The sequence below is a fragment of the Niabella soli DSM 19437 genome, assembly GCF_000243115.2.
GTDB classification, from domain to species: Bacteria; Bacteroidota; Bacteroidia; order Chitinophagales; family Chitinophagaceae; genus Niabella; species Niabella soli.
Window position 1 is genome coordinate 2,905,402 of sequence record NZ_CP007035.1, and the last position, 20,863, is coordinate 2,926,264.

Below are 20,863 nucleotides of genomic sequence, written 5' to 3' on the forward strand. Positions count from 1 at the left end.
CAGAGGAGCAACGACGCGGCGTATTTCACGCAAGGACACAGAAAAAGCAACTCCTTCGCGTCCTGGCGTCTTTGCGGTTGGGCTTGTTTTCAAAAAAATACCGACCTTCCTAAAGTAATTTTCCATTTGGCCCGTCATCCCTATTGATGCAGGAGCAAAAAGCGTACATATTGGCGGAAGAACAGCATCAAAATATCATCCAGACGGTTAAGGAGTATGGTAGCAGGCTCTTTGGCTTTATTCGCAAAAACGTGAATACGGACGCCGATGCCGAAGATATTTTGCAGGATGTGTGGTACCAATATGCCAACGCCAGCGCCACGCAGACCATTGAACAGGTAAGCGGCTGGTTATTTAAAGTGGCCCGTAACAAGATCACCGATAAATACCGGAAAAAGAAAAATACCCTGATCGATGATTATGCTTTCGAAAATGAAGCGGGGGAAACCTCCTTCCGGGAGTTGCTGTTTACCCTGGATAATGACCCTGAATTGGCGGATATTAAAAAACTTTTTTGGGAAGAACTGTTTGCGGCCCTTGACGAATTACCAGAGAACCAGCGGGAAGTTTTTATGCTGAACGAGCTGGAAGAAGTGACGCTGCAGGAAATTGCAGACCGGAATAAAGAGAATATCAAAACAATCATCAGCCGGAAACGCTATGCCGTCCAGCATTTGCGCAACCGCCTGCAATATTTGTATGATGAACTGATTAATTATTAAATTACATTATTATGAATTATAAAAGAAGAAGGCCGCCAAAATTTGTATTTGTCTTTTTTGCATTGTTTGCATTACTGGCTTTTGGCGGGCTGGTAATGTTGCTGTGGAATGCGATCCTTCCGGAACTGCTGAATACAAAAAGAATATCCTACTGGCAGGCCGTAGGGCTATTAGTGCTTTCGAAGATCCTTTTTAGCTCTTTTCGTCCGGGCGGAGGCCCCGGAAAACATTTTGGTCCCGGGGCGCGGTTACAGGAAAAATTTAAAAATATGACCCCGGAGGAGCGGCAAAAATTCCGGCAGGAATGGAAAGAACGCTTCAGAGATGACTGGCGCCGGCATTGCAGGCCACCGGAAGAAGATCGACCTGGTGAACCCTGACGAAACCCGCGTGAGGAATGCAAAAGGCGCCTGAAAGGCGGTGTGCAGCGCAGCGGAGCACGGAACCCTGGCGCAGCCCGGCCCCGGGCAGGAGTGATGCCTTTTTATTAACCGCACCATGTGCCTGGTACAGTAGCCAGCAAGGAATAAGGAATATGGCCCGGGGACACGCCCAATAATTATAAAATCTATTTTTATGAACAACAACGATCGGCTGAAACATACCATACCGGTGAACATTGAAGACCGGGACGACTGTTACCGTTTGACCGCTTATGCCGCGGGATTCCCGGAGGAAAGCATTACTGTTTCAATCCTCAACGATACCCTTATTATTAAGGGTCATGCGGATACGGATGCGGACGCACAGGTATCTTTTATCAAACAGGAATACCCCATTAACGGGTTTGAGCGGCGATTGCTCCTGGACAACCGGATAGAAACGGATTGCATTTCCACCCGTTTTGAGCAGGGCGTGCTGACTGTTTTTCTTCCTAAAAAAAGCGAGATATCGCTGTTGGATTTACAAAAACAGATGGATCTTGCTATTCCGGGTTAAAAGTTTCCTGCGGATCTTATGCAGATGACCTGGAATGATCAGCGGGGAAATAACCGCAGCGAAAATCAGTTTCCGTTTTTTGTGCGGGTGGTTCTTCTCCGTATACGGCTGAGGCTCTCGGGTTCAATGCCCAGTATCGATGCAATATACTTCAGCGGCACCCTGTTAATAATAGCAGGATCATTTTGCACCAGTTCCAGGTACCGCGTTTCCGCTGATTTGGTGCGACGCTCCGTGGCCATTTCAACTTCCCGGATAAATAAAGCTTCTGCTATTTTCCGTCCAAAACGTTCGAATACTTTTGCCCGCTCATAACCCTCCTGCATTCGGTCAAAATGCATCTGGAGCAGGGTGGTGTCTTCCAGTGCTTCAATACAGATCATAGAAGGTTTCCTGGTAAGAAAGGAGGCATATTCCGAAACCCACATATTTTCCCGGAACAGCCGCAGGGTTTGATCTTTGCCGCCATGCTCGCTGTAATAGCGAATCAGGCCTTTATCTATATAAAAAACATAGTTCACAGGGTCGCCGATGCGAATGATCTTTTCGTGTTTTTTACAATGCCGCGGTTCCATCAGCGATAAAAAAAAATCCAGATCGTCCTCAGGAAAAGGCATGAAGTGCTTCAGGTTATTAATCAGGTTATCGTACATGTTTTACAAGGATTACTGAGACTGACGAAAAGTGTTTTTTCCAGTAAGGCGGCGAGAGGTAAGATCGTCCCGCCTTTTCGGTTTTCCGGTTAACCACCGGCTCGCGGCTTTTTGGCCCGCCCTCACTTTTTTTTGCGCGCTCCCATCGCGTAGCGAATACCCCCAAGCAGGTGTTGCAGAAACATGGGATCCGAATAAGATTCATCTGTATGTCCCAGGCCGGTATAAAAAACACGTCCGCCTTCAAACTCATGATACCAGGCAATGGGATGAAAAGCGCCGTTCTTACCCCCTTCATAGCTTTTTTCATCCAGTGTGATCAATATATGCAGCCCCTTATTGATGTCCTTATAATTATACCATTCATCCTTCCGGGTCCATTTTGCCGGCAAGTGGCGGGTACTGCCGTTATTGCGGTCTACCACATCTAATGTAGCGGTTTGCTGTTTGGGATGGCTCAAAAACCAGGCGCCTATCATTTTATTATACCAGGGCCATTCATATTCCGCATCGGCAGCCGCATGAATGCCCATAATACCACCGTGATCATGCACGTACTGCTGCAGCGCCTTTTGCTGGTCTGTATTAAACAAGGTTCCGGTTGTGCTCAAAAAAATAATAGCTGCGTATTGCTTCAGGTTGTCATTAGTAAATGCGGCTGCATCCGTGGTGCTATCCACCAGGAAACCGTTTGCTGCACCCAGTTGATAAATGGCGTCCAGTCCTTTTGCAATGGAAGCGTGGTGAAATCCGGCCGTTTTATAAAACACCAGTACTTTGGGTTTCGCTGCAAAGACGCCCGTCGCCAGCAACAACACACACAAAAGAATGCTTAATTTTTTCATAATATACTATTAACTCATTATCCGAATGAATGCTAAAGATACTGATGGTTCATTTAAAAATAACAGGGCTTTCTTCAAAATATGCCGTTCTTTACCGGAGCACAGTAAAAAAGAAATCAATTTATTCTTGTTACCTTTGCGTTTTGAAAACCTTATACAAATTATTCATAATATGAAAGAGATTATATTCTCACTCCCCCAGGAAGCCCTTGGAACCGCAAGTTCAGTTGTTTTATTAGGTGATTTTAATGATTGGGATTTAGACAAAGCGATACTTTTAAAGAAAGGCAAAGATGGCATTTGGAAAGCAGCCGTAAAGCTGAAGCCCGGACATACCTACGAATACCGTTTTTTACTGGATGACGGGCGTTGGGTAAACGACTGGGCAGCGACGGCCTATGTGCACAAGCATCATTTTGGCATCGACAACTCTGTTATTACCATTGGGGAAGATACTGTTGTAGCGAAAGAACCTGCAAAAGCGGCGTCCGCCAGGGCAAAAGCCCCCGCAAAAAAAGCAGCAAAAGCTCCGGCGAAGCCTGCCCGTTCGACAGGCGGGAAAATTGCCGAAATCATTAAAAATGATCTAACAAAAATTGAAGGGGTCGGTCCGGCGATTGCCAAATTGCTGGAAAAAGAAAATATTCACTCTTTCAAAGACCTGTCGAAGGCCACTGCAAAAAAATTAAAAGAAATCCTTGACGCCGCCGGCAGCAAGTTTGCAATGCACAATCCCAAAAGCTGGCCCAAACAGGCTAAACTGGCAGCCGCAGAAAAATGGGAAGAGCTGAAAGCGTTGCAGGATGAGCTCATCGGAGGAAAATAAGAAATAAGAAATTACAAATCAGCAATAAGTAAGGGGCCGGTTGGAACGATACTTTCCGGTTCCTTATTTATTGAACACTGCGTTTTTGGCCGGCAAGACGCTTACGGCGGTAAGCTGTATGCGATTACCAGCCTGAGAAATAAAGAATAAGAATTTTCAAATCAGAAGTAAGAAAGGACTTCAATTGGAACGATCCTTTCTCGGTTCCTCATTTATTATTTTTTATTTCTCATTTATGCCGTTCTTTCTGCCCAAAAACAGGCAAACAACCATACATACCAGGAACAGCATACCCACCAGTTGGTGAAAAATACTGAGGATAAATTTGCTGTTGTTGAGGTAATTCATCAAGGCCAGAACGCCCAGCGTAACCTGAACAAGGACAATACCCAAAGGCAGAAAGCGCATTTTAGACAAAGCTGTTGTTTTCGGCAACCGGGTTAAGCGAAGGGTATAAAAGATCATCAGAACAGTGATCAAATATGCCAGGCTCCTGTGTGTAAACTGGATGGTGATTAAGTTATGCGTAATATCATCCAGGAAACTGCCTTCTGTAAACAGTTGTCCCTGCGGGTACCAGCTCCCGTTAATGGTGGGCCAGGTAATGGCGGCTTTTGCGGCATGGGTCCCGGCCATAAAAGCGCCGTAGGTAAGCTGTAGAGTAATGACTACCAGCAGGGCAATGGTAAGATTTCTTAAAGGCGTATTATAAGCAAGCCTGTTTTCAGGAACGGTCAATTTTAGCGCAAACCACACCACATAACACAGCAGCAGCAAGGCCGACAGGAAATGAATAGCCAGGCGGACGGGACTTACATACACCAGATCCGTACCGATACCGCTTTTCACCATGATCCAGCCGATGGCGCCTTGCAACCCGCCCAGCAGGAATAAGATGATCATGGGCCAGAGCATACTGCGGTCGATCTTCTTTTTTATAATAAAATAAACAAAAGGGATAATAAACACAACGCCCATCAGCCGCGCCCAGTCGCGGTGAAACCACTCCCAGAAATAAATGGACTTAAAATCTTGCAGGGTGAAATAATTGTGTATGTATTTAAACTGCGCAATCTCCTTGTATTTATTGAATGCTTCCACCCAGGCCTGTTCGTTCATCGGCGGCAGTGCGCCCAGGATGGGTTGCCATTCGGTAATGGAAAGTCCCGACCCGGTTAGCCGGGTAATGCCCCCTAATAAAACCTGTATAATGATCATTCCGGCGCCGACAAATAACCAGGTGGCCACCGGTTTATTCTTTTGTAACTGCATAACGCGCAAAAGTATTAATTATTTGTCGTTTGCAGTTTTTTGTTTGATGTTAGAATCCAGAATCAGTCATGGAGCCTTTTGCGTTCCGCATTGAGCGTTCCGCCTTCAGCATCCCGTCACAAACGGCTATCTTTGCAAAAATTTTTTGAGATGCTGCAATTACAATTGTTACGGCAGGATACGGAAGCCGTAAAAAAAAGACTGGCCATAAAGAACTTTAAAGACCTGGCCCTGGTTGATGAGATCATTGCACTCGATGATCAACGCAAGAAGGCCCAGTTGGAATTTGATACCACCCAGTCCGTTGTAAACAGCGCTTCCAAAGAAATAGGCCAACTGATGGCGAAGGGCGACAAAGCAGCAGCGGAAGAAAAAAAGGCCGTTGTTGCGGACGCAAAGAAGAAATTACAACCCATCAGCGAACAGTTGGCCCAGGCAGAAAAGCTGGTGCAGGAAAAGCTGGTGCTGCTGCCCAACCTCCCGGCAGCATTGGTACCCGTGGGAAATGGTGCAGAAGATAATGAAGTGGTACGGGAAAGCGACGCCAAGCCCATATTGCCGCCAAACGCGGTTCCTCATTGGGATTTAATAAAAGCCTACGACCTGGTTGATTTTGAGACCGGTGCAAAAATTACCGGCAGCGGTTTTCCTTTATACAAGGGCCAGGGCGCTAAGCTGCAACGCGCACTGGTACAGTATTTCCTGGATTTTAACCTGGAAGCCGGCTATACAGAATACCTGCCTCCTTTTATGGTAAATGAAGCCTCCGCCTTTGGAACCGGGCAATTGCCGGATAAGGAAGGCCAGATGTACTATATGCCGGCCGATAATTATTATATGATCCCGACGGCTGAAGTGCCGGTGACGAATATTTACCGTGATACCATTTTAAAACAGGAACAATTGCCCGTTAAAATGACCGCCTACTCGCCCTGTTTCCGCAGGGAAGCCGGCAGTTTTGGCAAGGACGTGCGCGGCCTCAACCGGGTGCACCAGTTTGAAAAGGTAGAGATCGTGCAACTCACCCATCCAGAAAAAAGTTATGAGGCGTTGGATGCTATGGTAGCACACGTGGAAAAATTATTACAAAGCCTGGAACTGCCTTACCGCATTTTAAGACTCTGCGGCGGCGATATGGGCTTTACTTCTGCCCTTACCTACGACTTTGAAGTATATAGTGCCGCCCAGGAGCGTTGGCTGGAAGTGAGCTCTACGTCTAACTTTGAAAATTATCAGACCAACCGGATGAAGATCCGCTTTAAGGATGAAAATGGTAAAACGCAGTTGGCACATTCGCTCAACGGCAGTTCCCTGGCCTTACCCCGCATCTTTGCCTGTATTTTGGAAAACAACCAGCAGGAAGACGGCATTAGATTGCCAAAGGTGCTGGTGCCTTATTTTGGGAAAGAGGTGATTTCGAAATAGCGGCTGTTCAGGGTTTCCCGCAGATAGCGCAGACCTTCGCAGAAATATTATTGTTTTATAGCTTTTGATGTTTGATTCGCACTTTGCAAAATAAATGATAAGGCATTTTCATTCTTATCTAAGTCAAACTCAATTGTTGTATCATCGAACTGTTTAATAAAAAAGGAACGGGAACTCATGGGCGTTAGCAAAAATTTATCTTGCCCTGCCTGTTGATAATAGAGCAGTCCATTTTCTAAAAAAACAGTGATGCTATCTTTATCCCGAAGGTATCTGCCTTCGAATTTCTTTAGCTGTTTCGCAGGATAAAAAACTTCTTTATAAATTTTTAGAGGCGGCAGCGGCTTTTTGTAAAGCGCATCCTGGATGAACGGGATGTAATTAAGTCTGTTGGAATGATTCGTAAGAATAATGATTGTCTTATCTGTGTTAATATCCCGTTCAATATAAGAAACGTATCCCGGCCAGCTCCCGAAATGAGATACCCTGATCCCACGTCCGCCGGTGCTGTCAATCGACCAGCCAAATCCATAAGCCGTTCTCGCCCCATCTTTCAGCATAGCCGGTGTAAACATTGCCGCCCGGTCTTTATCTGAAATTAATTTGTCTGTATAGAGTGCCCGGTCCCATTTCAACAGGTCAATAACAGTAGAATTTACCGTACCATCGCCATACACACCATCCAGCCATTTTACAAACTGGTAGTTTTTTATGCTGTCTGGTAACAGATATTTTTTTCGTTTTTCATCATACACATACCCCAACGCATAATTTTTTATTGTATGCGGTGCAAATCGCCTTCGGTAAACCATAGTTCTGGACATTCCCAAGGGATCAAAAATATTGGCCCTCAAAAAATCGGGATAAGATTTTCCCGAACAACGCTCTATGATGCTCGCTAAAAATACATAGCCGGTATTGCTGTAATCAAAACGGGTGTCTGGTTCAAATAATAATTTAGGGTGTGTATTTGCAAAGAAATTAATAACGTCTTTATTCGAGACAATTTTATTTTTATTCCAGGAGCTATCCATCAGCCTGAGATAGTCTGGAAGCCCACCGGTGTGATTCAGCAAATTACGCACCGTTACGTTTGAATAGAAAGAGAGTTCGGGAATATAACTGCCAATGCTTGCCTCCAGGTTTAGCTTCCCATGCTCCTTTAAGATCAGTACCGCCATTGCAGTAAACTGCTTTGTTAAAGAAGCTAATTCAAATACTGATTGGTCATTTAAATGCGCCTTTGTCTTCTTATTAGCCACGCCAAAACTTTTCTTATAAACGACCCTGCCCTTTTCGGCAATAAGTACATTGCCATTTAGTTTATCAGCCTCGTATAGTTTGTTAAGTACACTGTCTATTGTGCTAATTCTATTTTGTCCTGAAGTTGTTTGTATAAATAAGGAGGAAAGGGCGATTATAAACAGATAATATTTCATAAGTGGTATGGTAGCCAGAATGAAGACTTCACAATGCTTGAAAGTTAAGAAAAAAATCTAATTTTCGCCATATACCTGTTCATCTCAGCTACCATGCATCCACCATTGCCGCCGGTTTTATAATTTCCTAAAAATTCATTTTAAAAATTTATACATTAGAACACTCAAACCCCTTCCGATGTATAAATTTTTTACACTCTTACTTTGTATTTGCTATTCTATTTACAGTACTGCGCAAAACTATGATCCCAACAAAGTTTTCGCCCCGGGCTTTTATACGTTTAACGGCAACGCCTTCCGCGCCGCAGATGGCACACCCGGACGAGCTTATTGGCAAAACCGCGCCAATTATGCTATTGAAGCGGCGTTTGATACCACCACCAATATCCTGAGCGGAACTGAAGTCATCGAATACATCAATAACAGTCCGAATACCCTGGATTATCTCTGGCTGGAGCTGGATCAGAATGTAGACAAAGAAAATTCGCGCGCCCAATCATTGACCGCTCCGGGCCTGGAACCAGCACCGGACAAGGGGTTCAAACTTGCGACCGTTGAACTCAACAACGGTGGCGCCTGGCAGCAGGCAGCTTATCAGGTACAGGACACACGTATGCAATTACGCTTAAAAAAAGCGCTGGATTCCGGAAAATCACTGAAACTTAAGATCCGTTTTTCTTTCAAACTACTAAAATCTTCCGCCGCCGACCGGGCCGGGATCCTGCAAACAAAAAACGGGAAAATCTTTGAGTTTGGCTACTGGTTTCCCCGCCTGTGCGTGTATGACGATCTCAACGGCTGGAATACGTTGCCTTATATTGGCGGAGGTGAATTTTATTTTGAGTATGGCAATATCGATTATAAAATAACGGTTCCTGCAGGGATGCTGGCTGTTGGCTCCGGGCAGTTGCTGAATGGAAAGGAATTATTGAGCGATAAAGTATTGACCCATCTTTCAAAAGCCCACGCTTCGGATAAAACAGTGGTCATTTATTCGCAGGAGGATATAAAAAAGCAATCTCCCACAAAAAAAATATCCGGAACCGTGACCTGGCATTTTGCCATGAACAACACGCGCGACGTGGCTTTCGCACTTTCAAAAGCCTTTATCTGGGATGGGGCAAAAATAGATCTCCCTTCAGGAAAAACAGCTTTCGCGCAATCCGTTTACCCGGAAGAAAGCGTTCAGGGTAAGAGCGAATGGAATCATGCCACTGAATATGTAAAAGCTTCGGTGGAGGACTTCTCAAAGAAATGGTTTGAATATCCCTATCCGGAAGCGACGAATGTTGCGGGGCCTATTGGCGGCATGGAATTTCCTGCACTGGCCTTTGATTATTACCGGGAAGGTGGCAAAGGCCTGTGGGCGCTGGTCTCCCACGAGATCGGGCACACCTGGTACCCGATGATCGTAGGTTCAGACGAGCGGCGTTACCCATTTATGGACGAAGGATTTAATACTTTTATTGATATTTATGCCCAGGAAGATTTTAATAAAGGCCAGTTTGCGCCCAAGCGCGATGGGGAATATGCGCCCAAAGGAGGCAACCCTGCTGATGAAATTATCCCGGTGATCAAAGCAACAAAGAACGGACCCACCCTGCTATCGCCGCCCGATGGCATGGATTATAAATATGTGCACCCGCTGGCCTATTTTAAAACGGCCTTTGGTTTGGTATTGCTGCGCGATATCATCCTCGGGAAAGACCGGTTTGATTATGCTTTTCGCAGCTACACCAAAAACTGGGCTTTCAAGCATCCTTCGCCCGTTGATTTTTTCAGAACGATGGACAATGCCGCGGGGGAAGATCTGAGCTGGTTCTGGCGGGAATGGTTTTACAATAACTGGGAACTGGACCAGGCCATTACCGATGTAAAATATGTAGACGGCGATCCTGCAAAAGGCGCGCTGATCACTATTGAGAACAAAGAACAAATGGTTATGCCGGTACCCCTTGCTGTTGCAGAGCGTAACGGGCATACGCAGCATATCCGGGTGCCGGTGGAAGTATGGCAATTGGGCGCTAAGCATACCATCAAAGTCAATACTACATCGCGCCTGGCTTCCGTAGTAATCGATCCAAAAAATCAATTGCCGGATAGTAACCGGGAAAACAATAAATGGAAACCCTGATCATTTAAAAAATGAAAGGGATCAGGCGCCAGGTATGTTTCCCGTAATCAATATACTGTTGTCCAAAATGTTTCACCAGCAGCCGTTCTTCAATCCGGATGCGGTTATAAAAAGCCAGCCTCACGGCAATCAATACTACAAGCAACGCGATCTGGTTATTGAGGGAAATGCCAAATCCTGCAAAAGACAATAAGGAAGCTGCGTAGGCGGGATGACGGATATATTTATAACAGCCGTCAGTTTTTAGTACATGCTCCTGCCTTATCGTAACATTCGTTGTGAAAAATTTCCCCAGGGAAGCTATGATAAAAAAGCGCAATAAAATCCCGAGGATCAACAGCCCCAAACCCATATATACAGCGCTTTTAGTTCCTGAAATAGGAGCTGCAACATTTAATGAGATATATACTGCTGCCGTAGTAGCGGCAATAATAACAATCCAGATAATGGCCAGGGAATGTTTATCCTCTCCTTGCCGGTCGGCAGAACGGGCGCGAAAGGCCCTGCTGATAATTATTTCTGAAAGGAGCCAAAACAGGTAAATGAACTGCATGACTTAACAGGTAATCGCTAGCTGCGCATTTATTTTAAAAAAGGTTGCTGTGTCGTTTTTGAGCGTCCCGTTAATGGTTATTGTTGCAGCGTCGGGTTGCTGATAGTTAATTGCTACAATTAACGAAGGAGTTTGCACGGGATCTACCATTGAAAGAAACTTGCATTGCGCCGCATCATTCAGGAATAATTTTTTCCCGGTTGCTTTTTCTGTCAGCTCTTTTATGATTTGCAGCATACATACGCCTGGTAATACAGGCTGTCCAGGAAAATGCCCTTCAAATATTTTATGGGCGGCGTTTAATTCTATTGTTCCGCTTATAGCTCCCGCCTGGTCTTCAAAGCTGCTAATGGTATATAAATTGTTATTCAGCATTATCTGTAATCATTTTCAGATCAATGGTAAAGTTAAAATTTTTATGGCGGATGTTTACAAACTCAGGCATACCGTCCATTAATGGGCCGCGTGTGGCTTCCAGCACTTTCTTCTTTGCATCGCCCCGTTCCATCCTCAGCAACTGTGCACACTTCGCATCCGTTATATAGTAATAAATGTCGGAGCCATCACGAAAAGCGTAATAATATTCATTATTCTTTGTATAGACCTTTGCGGTAGCGGCGTTCAGGTGGTTCATCAAAACAAGCTCAAAATCCTTTTTAAGCGTTTTCTTTACCGCATCCCTATCCATTTTAGGGATAATTGAATGAACGGTAAATACTCCATTCTTTGCAAATTCAAAATCGAAAAAAGAGAATCCCACTTCATTGGTAAAAACGATGCGCGTGGAGCTATCCGGCATTTGTTTGATCAGCAGGATACCGCTTAAATGATTGCCCACCACATCAACCGATGTTTGATACAATGCCCGTTTAACAATTGGCTTGAATTTGTCGATGCAATGATCCGTTCCTTTCGCGCTTTTCAGGTTTTTATAAGCAACCGGTGCGCAACTGTTCAGCAACGCCAGCGCACTAATTAATAACAAAAAGCGCATCGGGTAAAGTGGTATTTAATTTTTGACCGGAATAACGGATAGTCGTATTGTCCCCTCTGGTGTCGATCATCTGCACCTCGCTCACCACAAAGCTTCCTTTTGCCATGGTTACTTTTACCTGTCTAAAAAGCGCTTTCATCTCTTTGGTAACCGGTGTCATAGCAGCCAGATAGCTGCTATTGTTCTCTAGTAATTGTACAGAAAAATCAGGATTATCAAAAACCGTCCCTTTAATACAATCCATCATCAACTGATTGATCTGTTGAAATAGTTTGCTGGAACCGGCAGACATTTTATTTGTTTTTTGTCCGTCCTTAATACTTACTTTATTTCCGTTCAGCACCATCAGATATTGATAAGGAGTTGTGTACTCCATGCGAACCCGGTTATCCCGTTTAAAATAAAACTTTCCTTTTGAGGTTAGTTTTTCGGAAAGCATACTCAGGCTTTTCACCTGTGTAAAATCTGCTGCAATGCTGTTTATTTTTTGGGAAGCCACCGCAAATTGCCGTTTAATACTTGCCGCATCGCCAACGGGTTTGTATTGTGCAAAACCGGCCAACGAGAGGTCCGCAAATAATACCAATAGAAATAGTTTACGCATAGGGTTGCAAATGTACCAATTTATCCAGGGGTACCACGGTATAACCCTGCTCTTTAACATATTCTAAAAACCTGGGTAATATAAAAACCGTAGTATGTATGGTATCATGAAATAAAAAAATAGCACCGGGCTGTAACCCGTCTTTGGCTTTTTGCAGCAATTTGGATTCATCTTTTGTCACCGTGTCCATGGTGCGCACCTTCCAGCCAATCACTTTGTAATCCAGCGCCCGTGCCGCTTTGCTAACATTCGGATTAGTAACGCCATAGGGCGGCCGGAACCACTTCATATTTTTACCGGTTAACCGATAAACCAACTTCTGTAGTTGTTGCAGCTCTGCTGTCATCCGTTTGGAGGAATGCATATCGAACCAAAAATCATGGTAATAAGAGTGACTGCCAACAAGATGCCCGTCTGCAATAATTTGTTTAAACAGGCTTTCATGTGCTGCCACCCGGTAGCCGATGCAGAAGAAAGTAGCAGGCACTTCGTATTTTTTTAAAATGGCCAATACTTCAGGAGTATGTTTTTCAATAGGTCCATCATCAAAACTGATCGCGATCTGTTTTTCTGTGGTTGTGCCCTGGCATACTGCTGGTATAAAAAACTGGGAGCCTACATAAAAACTTCCGTAAAACAACACCAGGGTATAAACCGCTATCAGCATAAAATAGCCCGACCAGTGCCAGCCCTGCTGTAGCTGCAAATAGGCAAATGCAGCCAGTAAAATCATAAAAACAAGGGTCGTATTTCGGAAGTTCAGCATACCGACAATAAATAAAGCGAAGGATAATTTAGCTTATAATTATTGTAAATTAAAATTTTTCTTGGCGCAACCATCGCTGTATTTTCAGGTACTTTTCCTGTACTTATAATATTCGATGCCAGCCACAGTGCAAACGCCGATGAAGTCGGATATTCACCACAATATTGTTTATAGGTGATTGCTGGTTTGTTTTCAAACAGCAACCGGTTTATATGGTTGTAATGCCGGCTATACCGGTTATCGCCATTGTCGCCCGTAATAACCAGGTCGATATCATTCACCGATATGCCCTGACCGGCCATAAACGATTCAATGAGATCTGTTATTTCCCCGGTGGGTTTATAAAATGTTTGCATGGCATCCAGCTTTGCCATTGCATTTACCGGTTTATTTTTATCCAGCAGGAAAAAAGCAGCGCCTTCTCCGGCTATGGTTCCCCGGGTGCCGCTACCAATAAGCATTTCGGAGGCGCCGTCTGTTTTATACAGATCAAACCGCCGCAATATTGCGTGGCTGTGCTCAATAATTTCGTCCACCCCACCTATCAATACTTTTTCCGCATCGCCTTCATTGATCAGGCTTACAGCATCCAGCAATGCCGCTTCAAAAGAATTGCCCCGGTGCACATAGGTATTGTTATAATTGTGGCATTTCAGTTGCAGTGCTATCTGTGCCCCTACGGTATTATGTGTGGATTGAATAAATGCCGTAGGCGATAACAATTCTTCCTTAAACTCCACCATGCGCGTCAGGAACTGATCCGTATCTGCCAGGCAGCCATAAGCCGTTCCCGTCACGATCGCATCAGGATTTTTTTCCTGTGCAGCCTGTAAACATTCCATAGCCGCCGACGCTCCCATTTTTATAATACGGCTCATGCGGCGGATCAGTTTTGGGTCGATGTATTTGGTATAATCCGGCTCTTTACAGGCGAACCGTTCTCCTGTATATCGTTCAGGGTTTGCCAGCAATGCGTCAAAAGACACCTGCGGGGAAACGGCATATGTGGAATGAATATACAAAATGCAGAATTAAGATTTAAAATCTAGAATATTGTTCGGGAAAAAATAAGCGCACTGCAATTACCGCCAAATCCAAAGGAGTTGGACAGCACATGATCGATCTTTTTCTGTTCAAGTACCGTAGTAACTGTAAACGGCAATTCTTTAATGGGCGTTTGCAACCGCAGATTGGGGAACACCAATCCTTCCCGGATGGCCAGCAGGGCGTAAACCGCCTCAATGGCTCCACTTGCTCCCAAAGTATGCCCTGTAAAGGATTTGGTGGAGCTCATAGCCGGGTACCGCCCCTGGAACAGTTGCGCAATAGCTGCTCCCTCTGAGCTATCATTATTATTGGTGCCCGTACCGTGCAGGTTTATATAATCAATATCCGACGGCTGAAGTTTCGCTTTTTTTAGGGCGCCCTCCATTGCCAATAAGTTGCCCTTCCCTTCGGGTGATGAGGCTGTTTGGTGATGCGCATCGTTTGCATTTGCCCAGCCGGTTATTTGAGCAACCGGTTGCTCCTTCAGCGTTGCCGCCACTTTGGGCGACACCAAAACCAGGTAGGCCGCCCCCTCACCTAAATTTAACCCGCGCCGGTTCTCATCAAAGGGCTGACAATATTCCTGATCCAGTATCATCAAAGTATTAAACCCATTTAAAGTAAAGCGGGTCAGCGCATCGGTACCGCCTGCAATGACCACATCCAATTGCCCCTGGCGGATCATTCGCGCTCCCAGGAAGATACTATTGGCCGATGAAGAACAGGCGGTGCTAATGGTAGTTACAAAATCTTTTACTCCGAGTACATCTGCAACAATTTCTGTAACGGCTCCGCATTCATGGTTTACCACCATCTGCAGATCGCCTTCACCTGCATTCTGTAAAAATTCAGGAAAAAAATCTTCGGTTTTATCCATTCCCCCCACAGAGTTGGCAGAAATAAACCCTGTGCGCCATTGAGAAAGATCGATCCCTGAACTGAGGATCGCTTCTTTCGCAGCAACCGCGCTTAATAATGCGGTACGGCTGATCTGCGCAGGCAGGGCCGCGAGCGCCGCCAGCTCCTCGTTGGATAAGGGTACTTCTGCAACCGGCAAGGCATCTTTATGAACGGATTGTAACCGCTGCATCGGACGTATACCTGCCTTCCCGGCCTTCAAAGACTCCAGGTTCTCCGCCACGTTATTTCCAATGGCTGAAATAATACCTGTACCTGCTATATAAACCGAATGACTCATTATCTAAATTTGACTATTCATCATTGCCTATTCACTTTTCACTTTCCTGATGTTCCAGGATATAATCAGCCATCGTGCTTACCGAACGGAACACATCCTGTCCCTCTTCCGCACTCTTTAATTTGATATTATACTCCTGCTGCAGCAAAACGATCAACTCCAGCGCATCAATCGAATCTAATCCCAAACCTTCCACAAACAGCGGATCATGATCACCGATATCTTCCGGTTTTTTATCCTCCAGTCTCAATTGTTTAATGATCTGTTCTTTCAGGTGTTGTATTAACTCTTGCTTATTTTCCATAATCTTTTTTATAAATTCGATCCAGGTTTTCAGGGGTAAAGGTACTGCTTCGCTCCGGTGCTTCCTGCTCTACAAGGAACAGACAGCCATCCAGCCGGTCGTCCAAAACATCCGCCCAGCCGCAAATGCAGGCTTTCAACAGGTTGCGGTCCATAAGATCCGAAACGTACCAGTGAAGCCATTCCGCATCAAACGCATCGGATACAAAGAACGCATTTTCGCCTTTGAATTTATAGCGAATGCACAGTTCGCCGATCACGATATTCGGCAACGTATAAACAAACAACGCCGGGCTTGGATATTCCTTTGAGGCTTCCCAGTATTGCGCATCGGCCTCAATGCTGCCATTGCGATTGCTGAATACCAGGCCAGTTTCTTCAGGCTTATAAAGCGTTGCAGCAAAGCTACTTTTCAATAACACATCCGTCGCAACCAGGCCCATTTTACTCAACGCATCCATCTTGTAAAACCGGGGATAGTCTACACCCAGATGCTCGTAGGCCCCCTTTAAAAAGGTTACGGATTTCTCCTGCGACCTGAAAACAACAGTATTGTCTTTTACAATAATTCCATTGCGCACGATAGCTGTTGCTGTAATATAGTATCCTGTTTCGCTCACACCCCGTTATCCCTTTTCTTTAAACCCGTTATTAATATATTCAATACTATCGCGCAATTTGATAGTCTTTGCCAGTTTTTTTAAAGCGGTATCATGCTCCCTTACATACGTATTATCCGTATCCCATACATACCCTGCCAAAACGGAGCAGATCATTTTCTTAATATCCGGATTTTGATCTTTGGCAAAAAAGATCGTATGCAAAGTAGTATCATACCATCCCATCACATAACTCCTGAAGGTATTAACGCCCTGCATCATGACTTCGGTATATTCCTTTTCCCAATCCACTTTTTCGCCTTGAAGCTGCCGTACCACCAGTTTACCCGCGATCTGACTGGAAACAGTGGCCAGTGTTACACCCGATGAAAATACCGGATCAAGGAACTCCGTTACATTTCCTGTAAGCACAAACCCGTTCCCGAAAAATTTCTCTGTGGTGGCCGACCAGGATTGCAGTACGCGGGGCTCCCATAAATATTCAATGCCCTTCATGCGTTCGGCAATATAGGGTTCGTCGGCTATTAAGCTGCGCATGATCTCTTCCGGCGATCCTGAATATTTTTCAAAGAAAGCGGGATCCCCTACAAACCCAACGGACGTAATGCCGGTGGCAAAAGGAATGATCCAAACCCAAATGTCTGGCTTGTGTACTACGATAGTAATACGGTCCGGCTCATCATCCATTTGCCGGTTCACATCTTTTGTATGCACAAAAACAGCCTTACGCGGAGGCAGGTTAGAAGGTTTATCCAACCCGAACAAACGGGGAATCACCCGGCCATAACCGCTCCCATCAATAATAAATTTCGCCTCTATCTGTTTTTCATCGCCCTGTGCGTCTGTTATGGTGGTTACCGAAGAGCCATCGTCATTAAATTTAATTGCCGTTACTGTTGTCTCATAATCTATAGGCACTCCTTTCGCTTCCAGCCCGTCGGCCAGCGCCTTGTCAAAATCCGCACGGGTTACCTGGTAGGCATGATCCCATCCATCCGTAAACTGATCGGAGAAAGAATAATCGCAGATCACCCCATCCCGGACAAACTTGGCACCGGTCTTTCGCTGAAAACTCTGTTCCAGCACGCTATCCAGCAATTCCGCCTCTTCCAGGGCTTCCATACAGCGGGGTAACAGGCTTTCCCCAATCACAAAACGGGGGAATTTCATTTTTTCCACCACGCGTACCTTGTAGCCCGCTTTGTTAACGATAGCTCCGGCTACGGTTCCGGCCGGGCCGGCGCCGATCACCAATACATCTGTTTTTTCAGTTTGCATACAGTTTTATTTTACGTTACAAGTCCTCGCTTGTTTTAAACCCAATCCTTACTCTTTGTTTTTGCGCTGTTTCTATTTTGTCTTTTTTCAATAAATAATTCAATGCCTCATAAATATCCTTGAATTGTTTATTGTATTTGCGTTCTATTCTCTTCAACTTTTCCGTCAGGTCTTTATGCTCAAAAGCGAATTTTTTTAATGCAACAAAAGCCTCAACAATTGCTATATTTACTTTGATGGCCTTCTCGCTTTTTAAAACACCGGCAAGCATTGTTACTCCGTGCTCTGTAAACGCAAAAGGTGTGACCTTTGTGTTCCTTTTATTTTGACCTGATGCGGTCGCAAATTGCGACCGCATCTTCTCCCACTCCGCCACGGTCAGCCGGAACATAAAAGATGCAGGAAATCTTTCGATATTGCGTTTGACAGCTTCATTCAGTCTTTTTGTTTCCACTTCATATAATATAGCCAGATCAAAATCCAACATTATCTTTTGTTTCCGGACTTCGTAGATTTTATTTTGTATATCCTGTAATTCCATAGTAGCAACATTGTGCTACAAATTTAGCTTTTCTTTTTACATTTCAGCAGCGTGTGGCTTAGCCCGATCCCGCTGATCTCTTCCACGATCTCAAAGCCCGCTTTTGCTATACACTTCTTAAATACACGCGAATCATACATCTGACTGTTGCCATTGGCGATTGCCGTAAAATAGATGGATAGTTGCTGAATGCAGAATGCAGAGGTTTCAAAGCGCTGATTATCCCAAAAGGCTTCCAGGATATAAACAGATCCGTCCGCATTCAATGCCTGGCCGCAGCGTTGCAGGATCGAAACAATTTCATCCTCCGAAAAACAATCCAGGAACTGGCTCATCCACACACCGTCATATCCGGTTGGAAAAACGACCGAAGCCTCCAGCACATTTGCGGGGTAAAAATCTACCCGGTCGCTCAATCCTAACTTTTCAATGTTTTCCTTTGCCATATCCGCCTGGCCCGGCAAATCCATAATTGTAATGTGGACGTCTCTATCAAATGCTGTGGATGCCAATGCCCATTTGCCGGTATTGCCGCCTATTTCCAGTAAGCGTTTTATATGATTCTCGGGTTTATAAATATGTTTCAGTACCAGGGGGAATGCGATATCTGAAAAGAAATGATCATATTCAAACCAGCTTTTCTGCTGGCGCGGATTCAACTGCGATAATCCCTCATATACGGTATTCCAATTACCCAATTCTTTCAAGCCTTCCGGCTTGCCGGTGTTTACAGATTCCTCCAAATGAAACATGCCTTTATAGCAGATATCCTGCACAAAACTCATGTTCACATTGGTGAGCGGGTCATGGAGAATAAAGTATCCTGTTTTGGTCAGCACAAACTTCTCGTCATCTGTGTATTTCACCAATTGCATACCCAGCGCGGCTTCCAGCAATACCCTTGCCCCATATTCCGGCACACCCGTTTTTTCACAAATAGCTGTTAAAACAATGCCTTCTTTATGAGCAGCGTCAATCACGCTTAAAATATTTTTATCCCTAAGGACGCGTGCCACCTGGAAAACAATAGGACCATGCGCAATAACCTGTGCCATATGTTTTGCCTGCATGGCCGAAAGGTGTTCTTTTTTGTAAAAGTCGATCATTAAAAAATTTATGGTTTTTTGTTATTCGTTTATTGTTGACGGTCTTTAATTTTTTCAATTATAATCGCCGCATTGCAGCCACCAAATCCTGAAGTTGTTTTCAGGCATGCACGAATCGGCTTCCTGATGAGCTCCCGGCAAACATTCAACGGCATTACCGTTCCGGGCTCTTCATACCCTTTAGTAGGGATGATCGTATTGTTTCCCAGCGATTCGATACTGATCACTGCTTCCAGTAATCCGGCAGCGCCCAGTGTATGTCCATAATATCCCTTGAGGCTATTCACCGGCACCTCCTGTAGCTGCGCCAGGTTAATGGCCCGGCTTTCCATATCATCATTATACAAAGTTGCGGTGCCGTGTGCGGAGATAAAATCAATTGCGGCAGCAGGACTCCCGGCTTCTTTTAGGGCGCGGTCGATCGCCATAAATAATTCTTCACCTGTTCTTGATGGACCTGAAATATGATTGGCATCATTACTTACCCCGCCGCCGCTGATCATTATCGGTTCCGCGGATGCCGGCACTTCAGTAGAAAGTACCAGCGTTGCAGCCCCTTCTCCAAGATTGATGCCTTTTCGCTGGGCATCAAAAGGCCGGCACAATTCATCACTTACGGCGTGAAAGGATTGGAAGCCCGAAAGAATAAAACGGGAGATCACATCAGCCCCGGCCACCACAACCGTTTTAAATTTGCCCGCGTCCAGTAAGCGCTTTGCTGTAATAATTGCCAGCGTACCGGAAATGCAGGCATGGGAAACAATAACCGGTTTATTTTGAAACCCAAAATGCCGGGCCAGTTTTTGCGCCGATGCGGTTAACCCTATTTCCTGTTTCAGTACTTCAGTAACCGGCTGATGCTCCAACAGGCTGATGTTTCCCTTGGTAGAAGAAAGGACCAATGCAGTATCAGCAGCTTTTGTATCGATTCCCGCCAGTTTTACGGCATCTTCAATGGATGCAGCCAAAATGTTTTCAAAACGTGTAAAGGGTGCCTGCTGTTTTTTGAAAAAGAGGTCCTCAAATAATGCCGCACAAAACGGAACCTCACTTTGCTGCGGATCCTGATGTACCTTAACGCCTGTTACATTTTTACAAAGGGCATCAAAATTTTCCTTAGCCGTTGTTCCAAGGGGAGAGAAAATATTTTGCGATAGAACGTACACTTTCTTCATGCGCCGGTAAGGTGCTTTTTCTTCCAGTCTTCAAAAAAAGGCGGGTTATTTAATAATAAGGTCTGGCTGTCTTTTTCAAGAAAGACCTGCGTGGTGGTACCGGTAGCCACCAGTTTTTTTGTTGTTCCGTGATACAGCTTGTAATTAAAAATGATCTTTGCTGCTTCACAGGGCAGATAAATTGTTTCTACCAGCACGGTATCTCCAAATCGCAACGATTGCTTATAGTTACATTCCGCATGCACAATGGGAACGACCACTCCCGCTGCAAAAAAATCAAGATAGCCTAACCCATATTCCTTTCCAAAAGCCTCACGACCATCTTCAAAATAGCGAATATAATGGCCATGCCATACAATACCCAGTGGGTCCGCCTCGTTAAAGCGAATCAAAACCTCGACCGTATTTTTTAACTCCTTCATT

The 20,863-nt window shown here is 45.0% G+C and carries 24 protein-coding genes; 6 read left to right on the plus strand and 18 right to left on the minus strand.

What is annotated here, in order from left to right; translation table 11 throughout:
- Window positions 1-170 precede the first annotated feature (170 nt).
- The 3 genes from NIASO_RS12405 (at window position 171) to NIASO_RS12415 (ending at window position 1,661) form a co-directional block, all read left to right on the plus strand.
- The gene (locus NIASO_RS12405) at window positions 171-722 is read left to right on the plus strand and encodes an RNA polymerase sigma factor (RefSeq protein WP_025298935.1); all 552 of its coding nucleotides are present in this window, start codon (window positions 171-173) and stop codon (window positions 720-722) included.
- A gap of 11 nt (window positions 723-733) precedes the next feature.
- Window positions 734-1,102, plus strand: coding sequence for a hypothetical protein (locus NIASO_RS12410; RefSeq protein ID WP_008586281.1), 369 nt, complete (start codon window positions 734-736; stop codon window positions 1,100-1,102).
- A gap of 196 nt (window positions 1,103-1,298) precedes the next feature.
- Window positions 1,299-1,661, plus strand: a complete 363-nt coding sequence (locus NIASO_RS12415) for an Hsp20/alpha crystallin family protein (protein ID WP_008586283.1) — start codon at window positions 1,299-1,301, stop codon at window positions 1,659-1,661.
- 65 nt (window positions 1,662-1,726) lie between these two features.
- Here the strand turns inward: NIASO_RS12415 and NIASO_RS12420 are convergent, their stop codons facing one another.
- Together NIASO_RS12420 and NIASO_RS12425 are read right to left on the minus strand one after the other, a co-directional pair.
- A complete protein-coding gene (locus NIASO_RS12420; RefSeq protein WP_025298936.1) occupies window positions 1,727-2,314 on the minus strand; it encodes a Crp/Fnr family transcriptional regulator in 588 nt (195 codons plus the stop codon).
- Window positions 2,315-2,436: 122 nt separating this feature from the next.
- A complete protein-coding gene (locus NIASO_RS12425) occupies window positions 2,437-3,159 on the minus strand; it encodes a ThuA domain-containing protein (protein WP_008586285.1) in 723 nt (240 codons plus the stop codon).
- Window positions 3,160-3,331: 172 nt separating this feature from the next.
- On the opposite strand from NIASO_RS12425, the gene NIASO_RS12430 reads away from it, so the two are divergent.
- Window positions 3,332-3,985 (plus strand): helix-hairpin-helix domain-containing protein, encoded by a 654-nt coding sequence (locus tag NIASO_RS12430; RefSeq protein WP_044046650.1) that lies wholly within the window; start codon window positions 3,332-3,334, stop codon window positions 3,983-3,985.
- A gap of 222 nt (window positions 3,986-4,207) precedes the next feature.
- On the opposite strand, the gene NIASO_RS12435 is transcribed toward NIASO_RS12430, so the two are convergent.
- Window positions 4,208-5,257 carry a COX15/CtaA family protein gene (locus NIASO_RS12435; RefSeq protein ID WP_008586289.1) on the minus strand — a complete coding sequence of 350 codons (1,050 nt, stop codon included), beginning with the start codon at window positions 5,255-5,257 and terminating at the stop codon, window positions 4,208-4,210.
- 132 nt (window positions 5,258-5,389) lie between these two features.
- On the opposite strand from NIASO_RS12435, the gene serS reads away from it, so the two are divergent.
- Window positions 5,390-6,682 carry a serine--tRNA ligase gene (gene serS / locus NIASO_RS12440; protein WP_245605178.1) on the plus strand — a complete coding sequence of 431 codons (1,293 nt, stop codon included), beginning with the start codon at window positions 5,390-5,392 and terminating at the stop codon, window positions 6,680-6,682.
- A 47-nt stretch (window positions 6,683-6,729) separates the two neighbouring features.
- Here serS and NIASO_RS12445 read toward each other — a convergent pair whose 3' ends face one another.
- The gene (locus NIASO_RS12445) at window positions 6,730-8,121 is read right to left on the minus strand and encodes a serine hydrolase (RefSeq protein ID WP_008586294.1); all 1,392 of its coding nucleotides are present in this window, start codon (window positions 8,119-8,121) and stop codon (window positions 6,730-6,732) included.
- Between the two features lie 178 nt (window positions 8,122-8,299).
- On the opposite strand from NIASO_RS12445, the gene NIASO_RS12450 reads away from it, so the two are divergent.
- Window positions 8,300-10,255, plus strand: coding sequence for a M1 family metallopeptidase (locus NIASO_RS12450; RefSeq protein WP_008586295.1), 1,956 nt, complete (start codon window positions 8,300-8,302; stop codon window positions 10,253-10,255).
- A gap of 4 nt (window positions 10,256-10,259) precedes the next feature.
- Here the strand turns inward: NIASO_RS12450 and NIASO_RS12455 are convergent, their stop codons facing one another.
- From NIASO_RS12455 to NIASO_RS12520, 14 genes are all read right to left on the minus strand, one after another.
- Window positions 10,260-10,808, minus strand: coding sequence for a methyltransferase family protein (locus tag NIASO_RS12455; RefSeq protein WP_008586297.1), 549 nt, complete (start codon window positions 10,806-10,808; stop codon window positions 10,260-10,262).
- Window positions 10,809-10,811: 3 nt separating this feature from the next.
- Entirely contained in the window at window positions 10,812-11,183 is a 372-nt protein-coding gene (locus NIASO_RS12460; RefSeq protein WP_008586298.1) for a beta-hydroxyacyl-ACP dehydratase, read from the minus strand.
- Window positions 11,173-11,802 (minus strand): hypothetical protein, encoded by a 630-nt coding sequence (locus tag NIASO_RS12465; protein WP_008586301.1) that lies wholly within the window; start codon window positions 11,800-11,802, stop codon window positions 11,173-11,175. The genes NIASO_RS12460 and NIASO_RS12465 overlap by 11 nt, the downstream gene beginning before the upstream one ends.
- A complete protein-coding gene (locus tag NIASO_RS12470) occupies window positions 11,780-12,406 on the minus strand; it encodes a LolA family protein (RefSeq protein WP_025298937.1) in 627 nt (208 codons plus the stop codon). Before NIASO_RS12470 ends, NIASO_RS12465 begins: the two co-directional genes overlap by 23 nt.
- A complete protein-coding gene (locus tag NIASO_RS12475; RefSeq protein WP_025298938.1) occupies window positions 12,399-13,172 on the minus strand; it encodes a polysaccharide deacetylase family protein in 774 nt (257 codons plus the stop codon). Before NIASO_RS12475 ends, NIASO_RS12470 begins: the two co-directional genes overlap by 8 nt.
- Window positions 13,166-14,194 carry a beta-ketoacyl synthase chain length factor gene (locus NIASO_RS12480; protein WP_008586307.1) on the minus strand — a complete coding sequence of 343 codons (1,029 nt, stop codon included), beginning with the start codon at window positions 14,192-14,194 and terminating at the stop codon, window positions 13,166-13,168. The genes NIASO_RS12475 and NIASO_RS12480 overlap by 7 nt, the downstream gene beginning before the upstream one ends.
- Before the next feature lie 23 nt (window positions 14,195-14,217).
- Window positions 14,218-15,417: a beta-ketoacyl-[acyl-carrier-protein] synthase family protein gene (locus NIASO_RS12485; protein WP_008586309.1), complete on the minus strand. Its 1,200-nt coding sequence runs from the start codon at window positions 15,415-15,417 to the stop codon at window positions 14,218-14,220.
- 31 nt (window positions 15,418-15,448) lie between these two features.
- Window positions 15,449-15,721 carry a phosphopantetheine-binding protein gene (locus NIASO_RS12490; protein WP_008586311.1) on the minus strand — a complete coding sequence of 91 codons (273 nt, stop codon included), beginning with the start codon at window positions 15,719-15,721 and terminating at the stop codon, window positions 15,449-15,451.
- On the minus strand, window positions 15,711-16,340 hold the full coding sequence (locus NIASO_RS12495) for a hypothetical protein (RefSeq protein WP_008586313.1): 630 nt from the start codon (window positions 16,338-16,340) through the stop codon (window positions 15,711-15,713). The genes NIASO_RS12490 and NIASO_RS12495 overlap by 11 nt, the downstream gene beginning before the upstream one ends.
- A 6-nt stretch (window positions 16,341-16,346) precedes the next feature.
- Entirely contained in the window at window positions 16,347-17,618 is a 1,272-nt protein-coding gene (locus NIASO_RS12500) for an NAD(P)/FAD-dependent oxidoreductase (protein WP_008586314.1), read from the minus strand.
- A gap of 16 nt (window positions 17,619-17,634) precedes the next feature.
- A complete protein-coding gene (locus NIASO_RS12505) occupies window positions 17,635-18,105 on the minus strand; it encodes an ORF6N domain-containing protein (RefSeq protein WP_245605179.1) in 471 nt (156 codons plus the stop codon).
- A gap of 77 nt (window positions 18,106-18,182) precedes the next feature.
- A complete protein-coding gene (locus tag NIASO_RS12510; protein ID WP_008586318.1) occupies window positions 18,183-19,265 on the minus strand; it encodes an SAM-dependent methyltransferase in 1,083 nt (360 codons plus the stop codon).
- Between the two features lie 29 nt (window positions 19,266-19,294).
- Entirely contained in the window at window positions 19,295-20,440 is a 1,146-nt protein-coding gene (locus NIASO_RS12515; protein WP_008586319.1) for a beta-ketoacyl-[acyl-carrier-protein] synthase family protein, read from the minus strand.
- Window positions 20,437-20,862 (minus strand): acyl-CoA thioesterase, encoded by a 426-nt coding sequence (locus NIASO_RS12520; RefSeq protein WP_008586321.1) that lies wholly within the window; start codon window positions 20,860-20,862, stop codon window positions 20,437-20,439. Before NIASO_RS12520 ends, NIASO_RS12515 begins: the two co-directional genes overlap by 4 nt.
- Between the last annotated feature and the right edge of the window lies 1 nt (window position 20,863).

Excerpts from the sequence above, each read along its gene's own strand:
- NIASO_RS12410 (WP_008586281.1), top strand. The coding sequence starts at position 734 with ATGAATTATAAAAGAAGAAGGCCGCCAAAATTTGTATTTGTCTTTTTT.
- NIASO_RS12415 (WP_008586283.1), top strand. The coding sequence starts at position 1,299 with ATGAACAACAACGATCGGCTGAAACATACCATACCGGTGAACATTGAA.
- NIASO_RS12420 (WP_025298936.1), bottom strand. The coding sequence starts at position 2,314 with ATGTACGATAACCTGATTAATAACCTGAAGCACTTCATGCCTTTTCCT.
- NIASO_RS12425 (WP_008586285.1), bottom strand. The coding sequence starts at position 3,159 with ATGAAAAAATTAAGCATTCTTTTGTGTGTGTTGTTGCTGGCGACGGGC.
- NIASO_RS12430 (WP_044046650.1), top strand. The coding sequence starts at position 3,332 with ATGAAAGAGATTATATTCTCACTCCCCCAGGAAGCCCTTGGAACCGCA.
- NIASO_RS12435 (WP_008586289.1), bottom strand. The coding sequence starts at position 5,257 with ATGCAGTTACAAAAGAATAAACCGGTGGCCACCTGGTTATTTGTCGGC.
- NIASO_RS12445 (WP_008586294.1), bottom strand. The coding sequence starts at position 8,121 with ATGAAATATTATCTGTTTATAATCGCCCTTTCCTCCTTATTTATACAA.
- NIASO_RS12450 (WP_008586295.1), top strand. The coding sequence starts at position 8,300 with ATGTATAAATTTTTTACACTCTTACTTTGTATTTGCTATTCTATTTAC.
- NIASO_RS12455 (WP_008586297.1), bottom strand. The coding sequence starts at position 10,808 with ATGCAGTTCATTTACCTGTTTTGGCTCCTTTCAGAAATAATTATCAGC.
- NIASO_RS12460 (WP_008586298.1), bottom strand. The coding sequence starts at position 11,183 with ATGCTGAATAACAATTTATATACCATTAGCAGCTTTGAAGACCAGGCG.
- NIASO_RS12465 (WP_008586301.1), bottom strand. The coding sequence starts at position 11,802 with ATGCGCTTTTTGTTATTAATTAGTGCGCTGGCGTTGCTGAACAGTTGC.
- NIASO_RS12470 (WP_025298937.1), bottom strand. The coding sequence starts at position 12,406 with ATGCGTAAACTATTTCTATTGGTATTATTTGCGGACCTCTCGTTGGCC.
- NIASO_RS12475 (WP_025298938.1), bottom strand. The coding sequence starts at position 13,172 with ATGCTGAACTTCCGAAATACGACCCTTGTTTTTATGATTTTACTGGCT.
- NIASO_RS12485 (WP_008586309.1), bottom strand. The coding sequence starts at position 15,417 with ATGAGTCATTCGGTTTATATAGCAGGTACAGGTATTATTTCAGCCATT.
- NIASO_RS12490 (WP_008586311.1), bottom strand. The coding sequence starts at position 15,721 with ATGGAAAATAAGCAAGAGTTAATACAACACCTGAAAGAACAGATCATT.
- NIASO_RS12500 (WP_008586314.1), bottom strand. The coding sequence starts at position 17,618 with ATGCAAACTGAAAAAACAGATGTATTGGTGATCGGCGCCGGCCCGGCC.
- NIASO_RS12505 (WP_245605179.1), bottom strand. The coding sequence starts at position 18,105 with ATGTTGGATTTTGATCTGGCTATATTATATGAAGTGGAAACAAAAAGA.
- NIASO_RS12510 (WP_008586318.1), bottom strand. The coding sequence starts at position 19,265 with ATGATCGACTTTTACAAAAAAGAACACCTTTCGGCCATGCAGGCAAAA.
- NIASO_RS12515 (WP_008586319.1), bottom strand. The coding sequence starts at position 20,440 with ATGAAGAAAGTGTACGTTCTATCGCAAAATATTTTCTCTCCCCTTGGA.
- NIASO_RS12520 (WP_008586321.1), bottom strand. The coding sequence starts at position 20,862 with ATGAAGGAGTTAAAAAATACGGTCGAGGTTTTGATTCGCTTTAACGAG.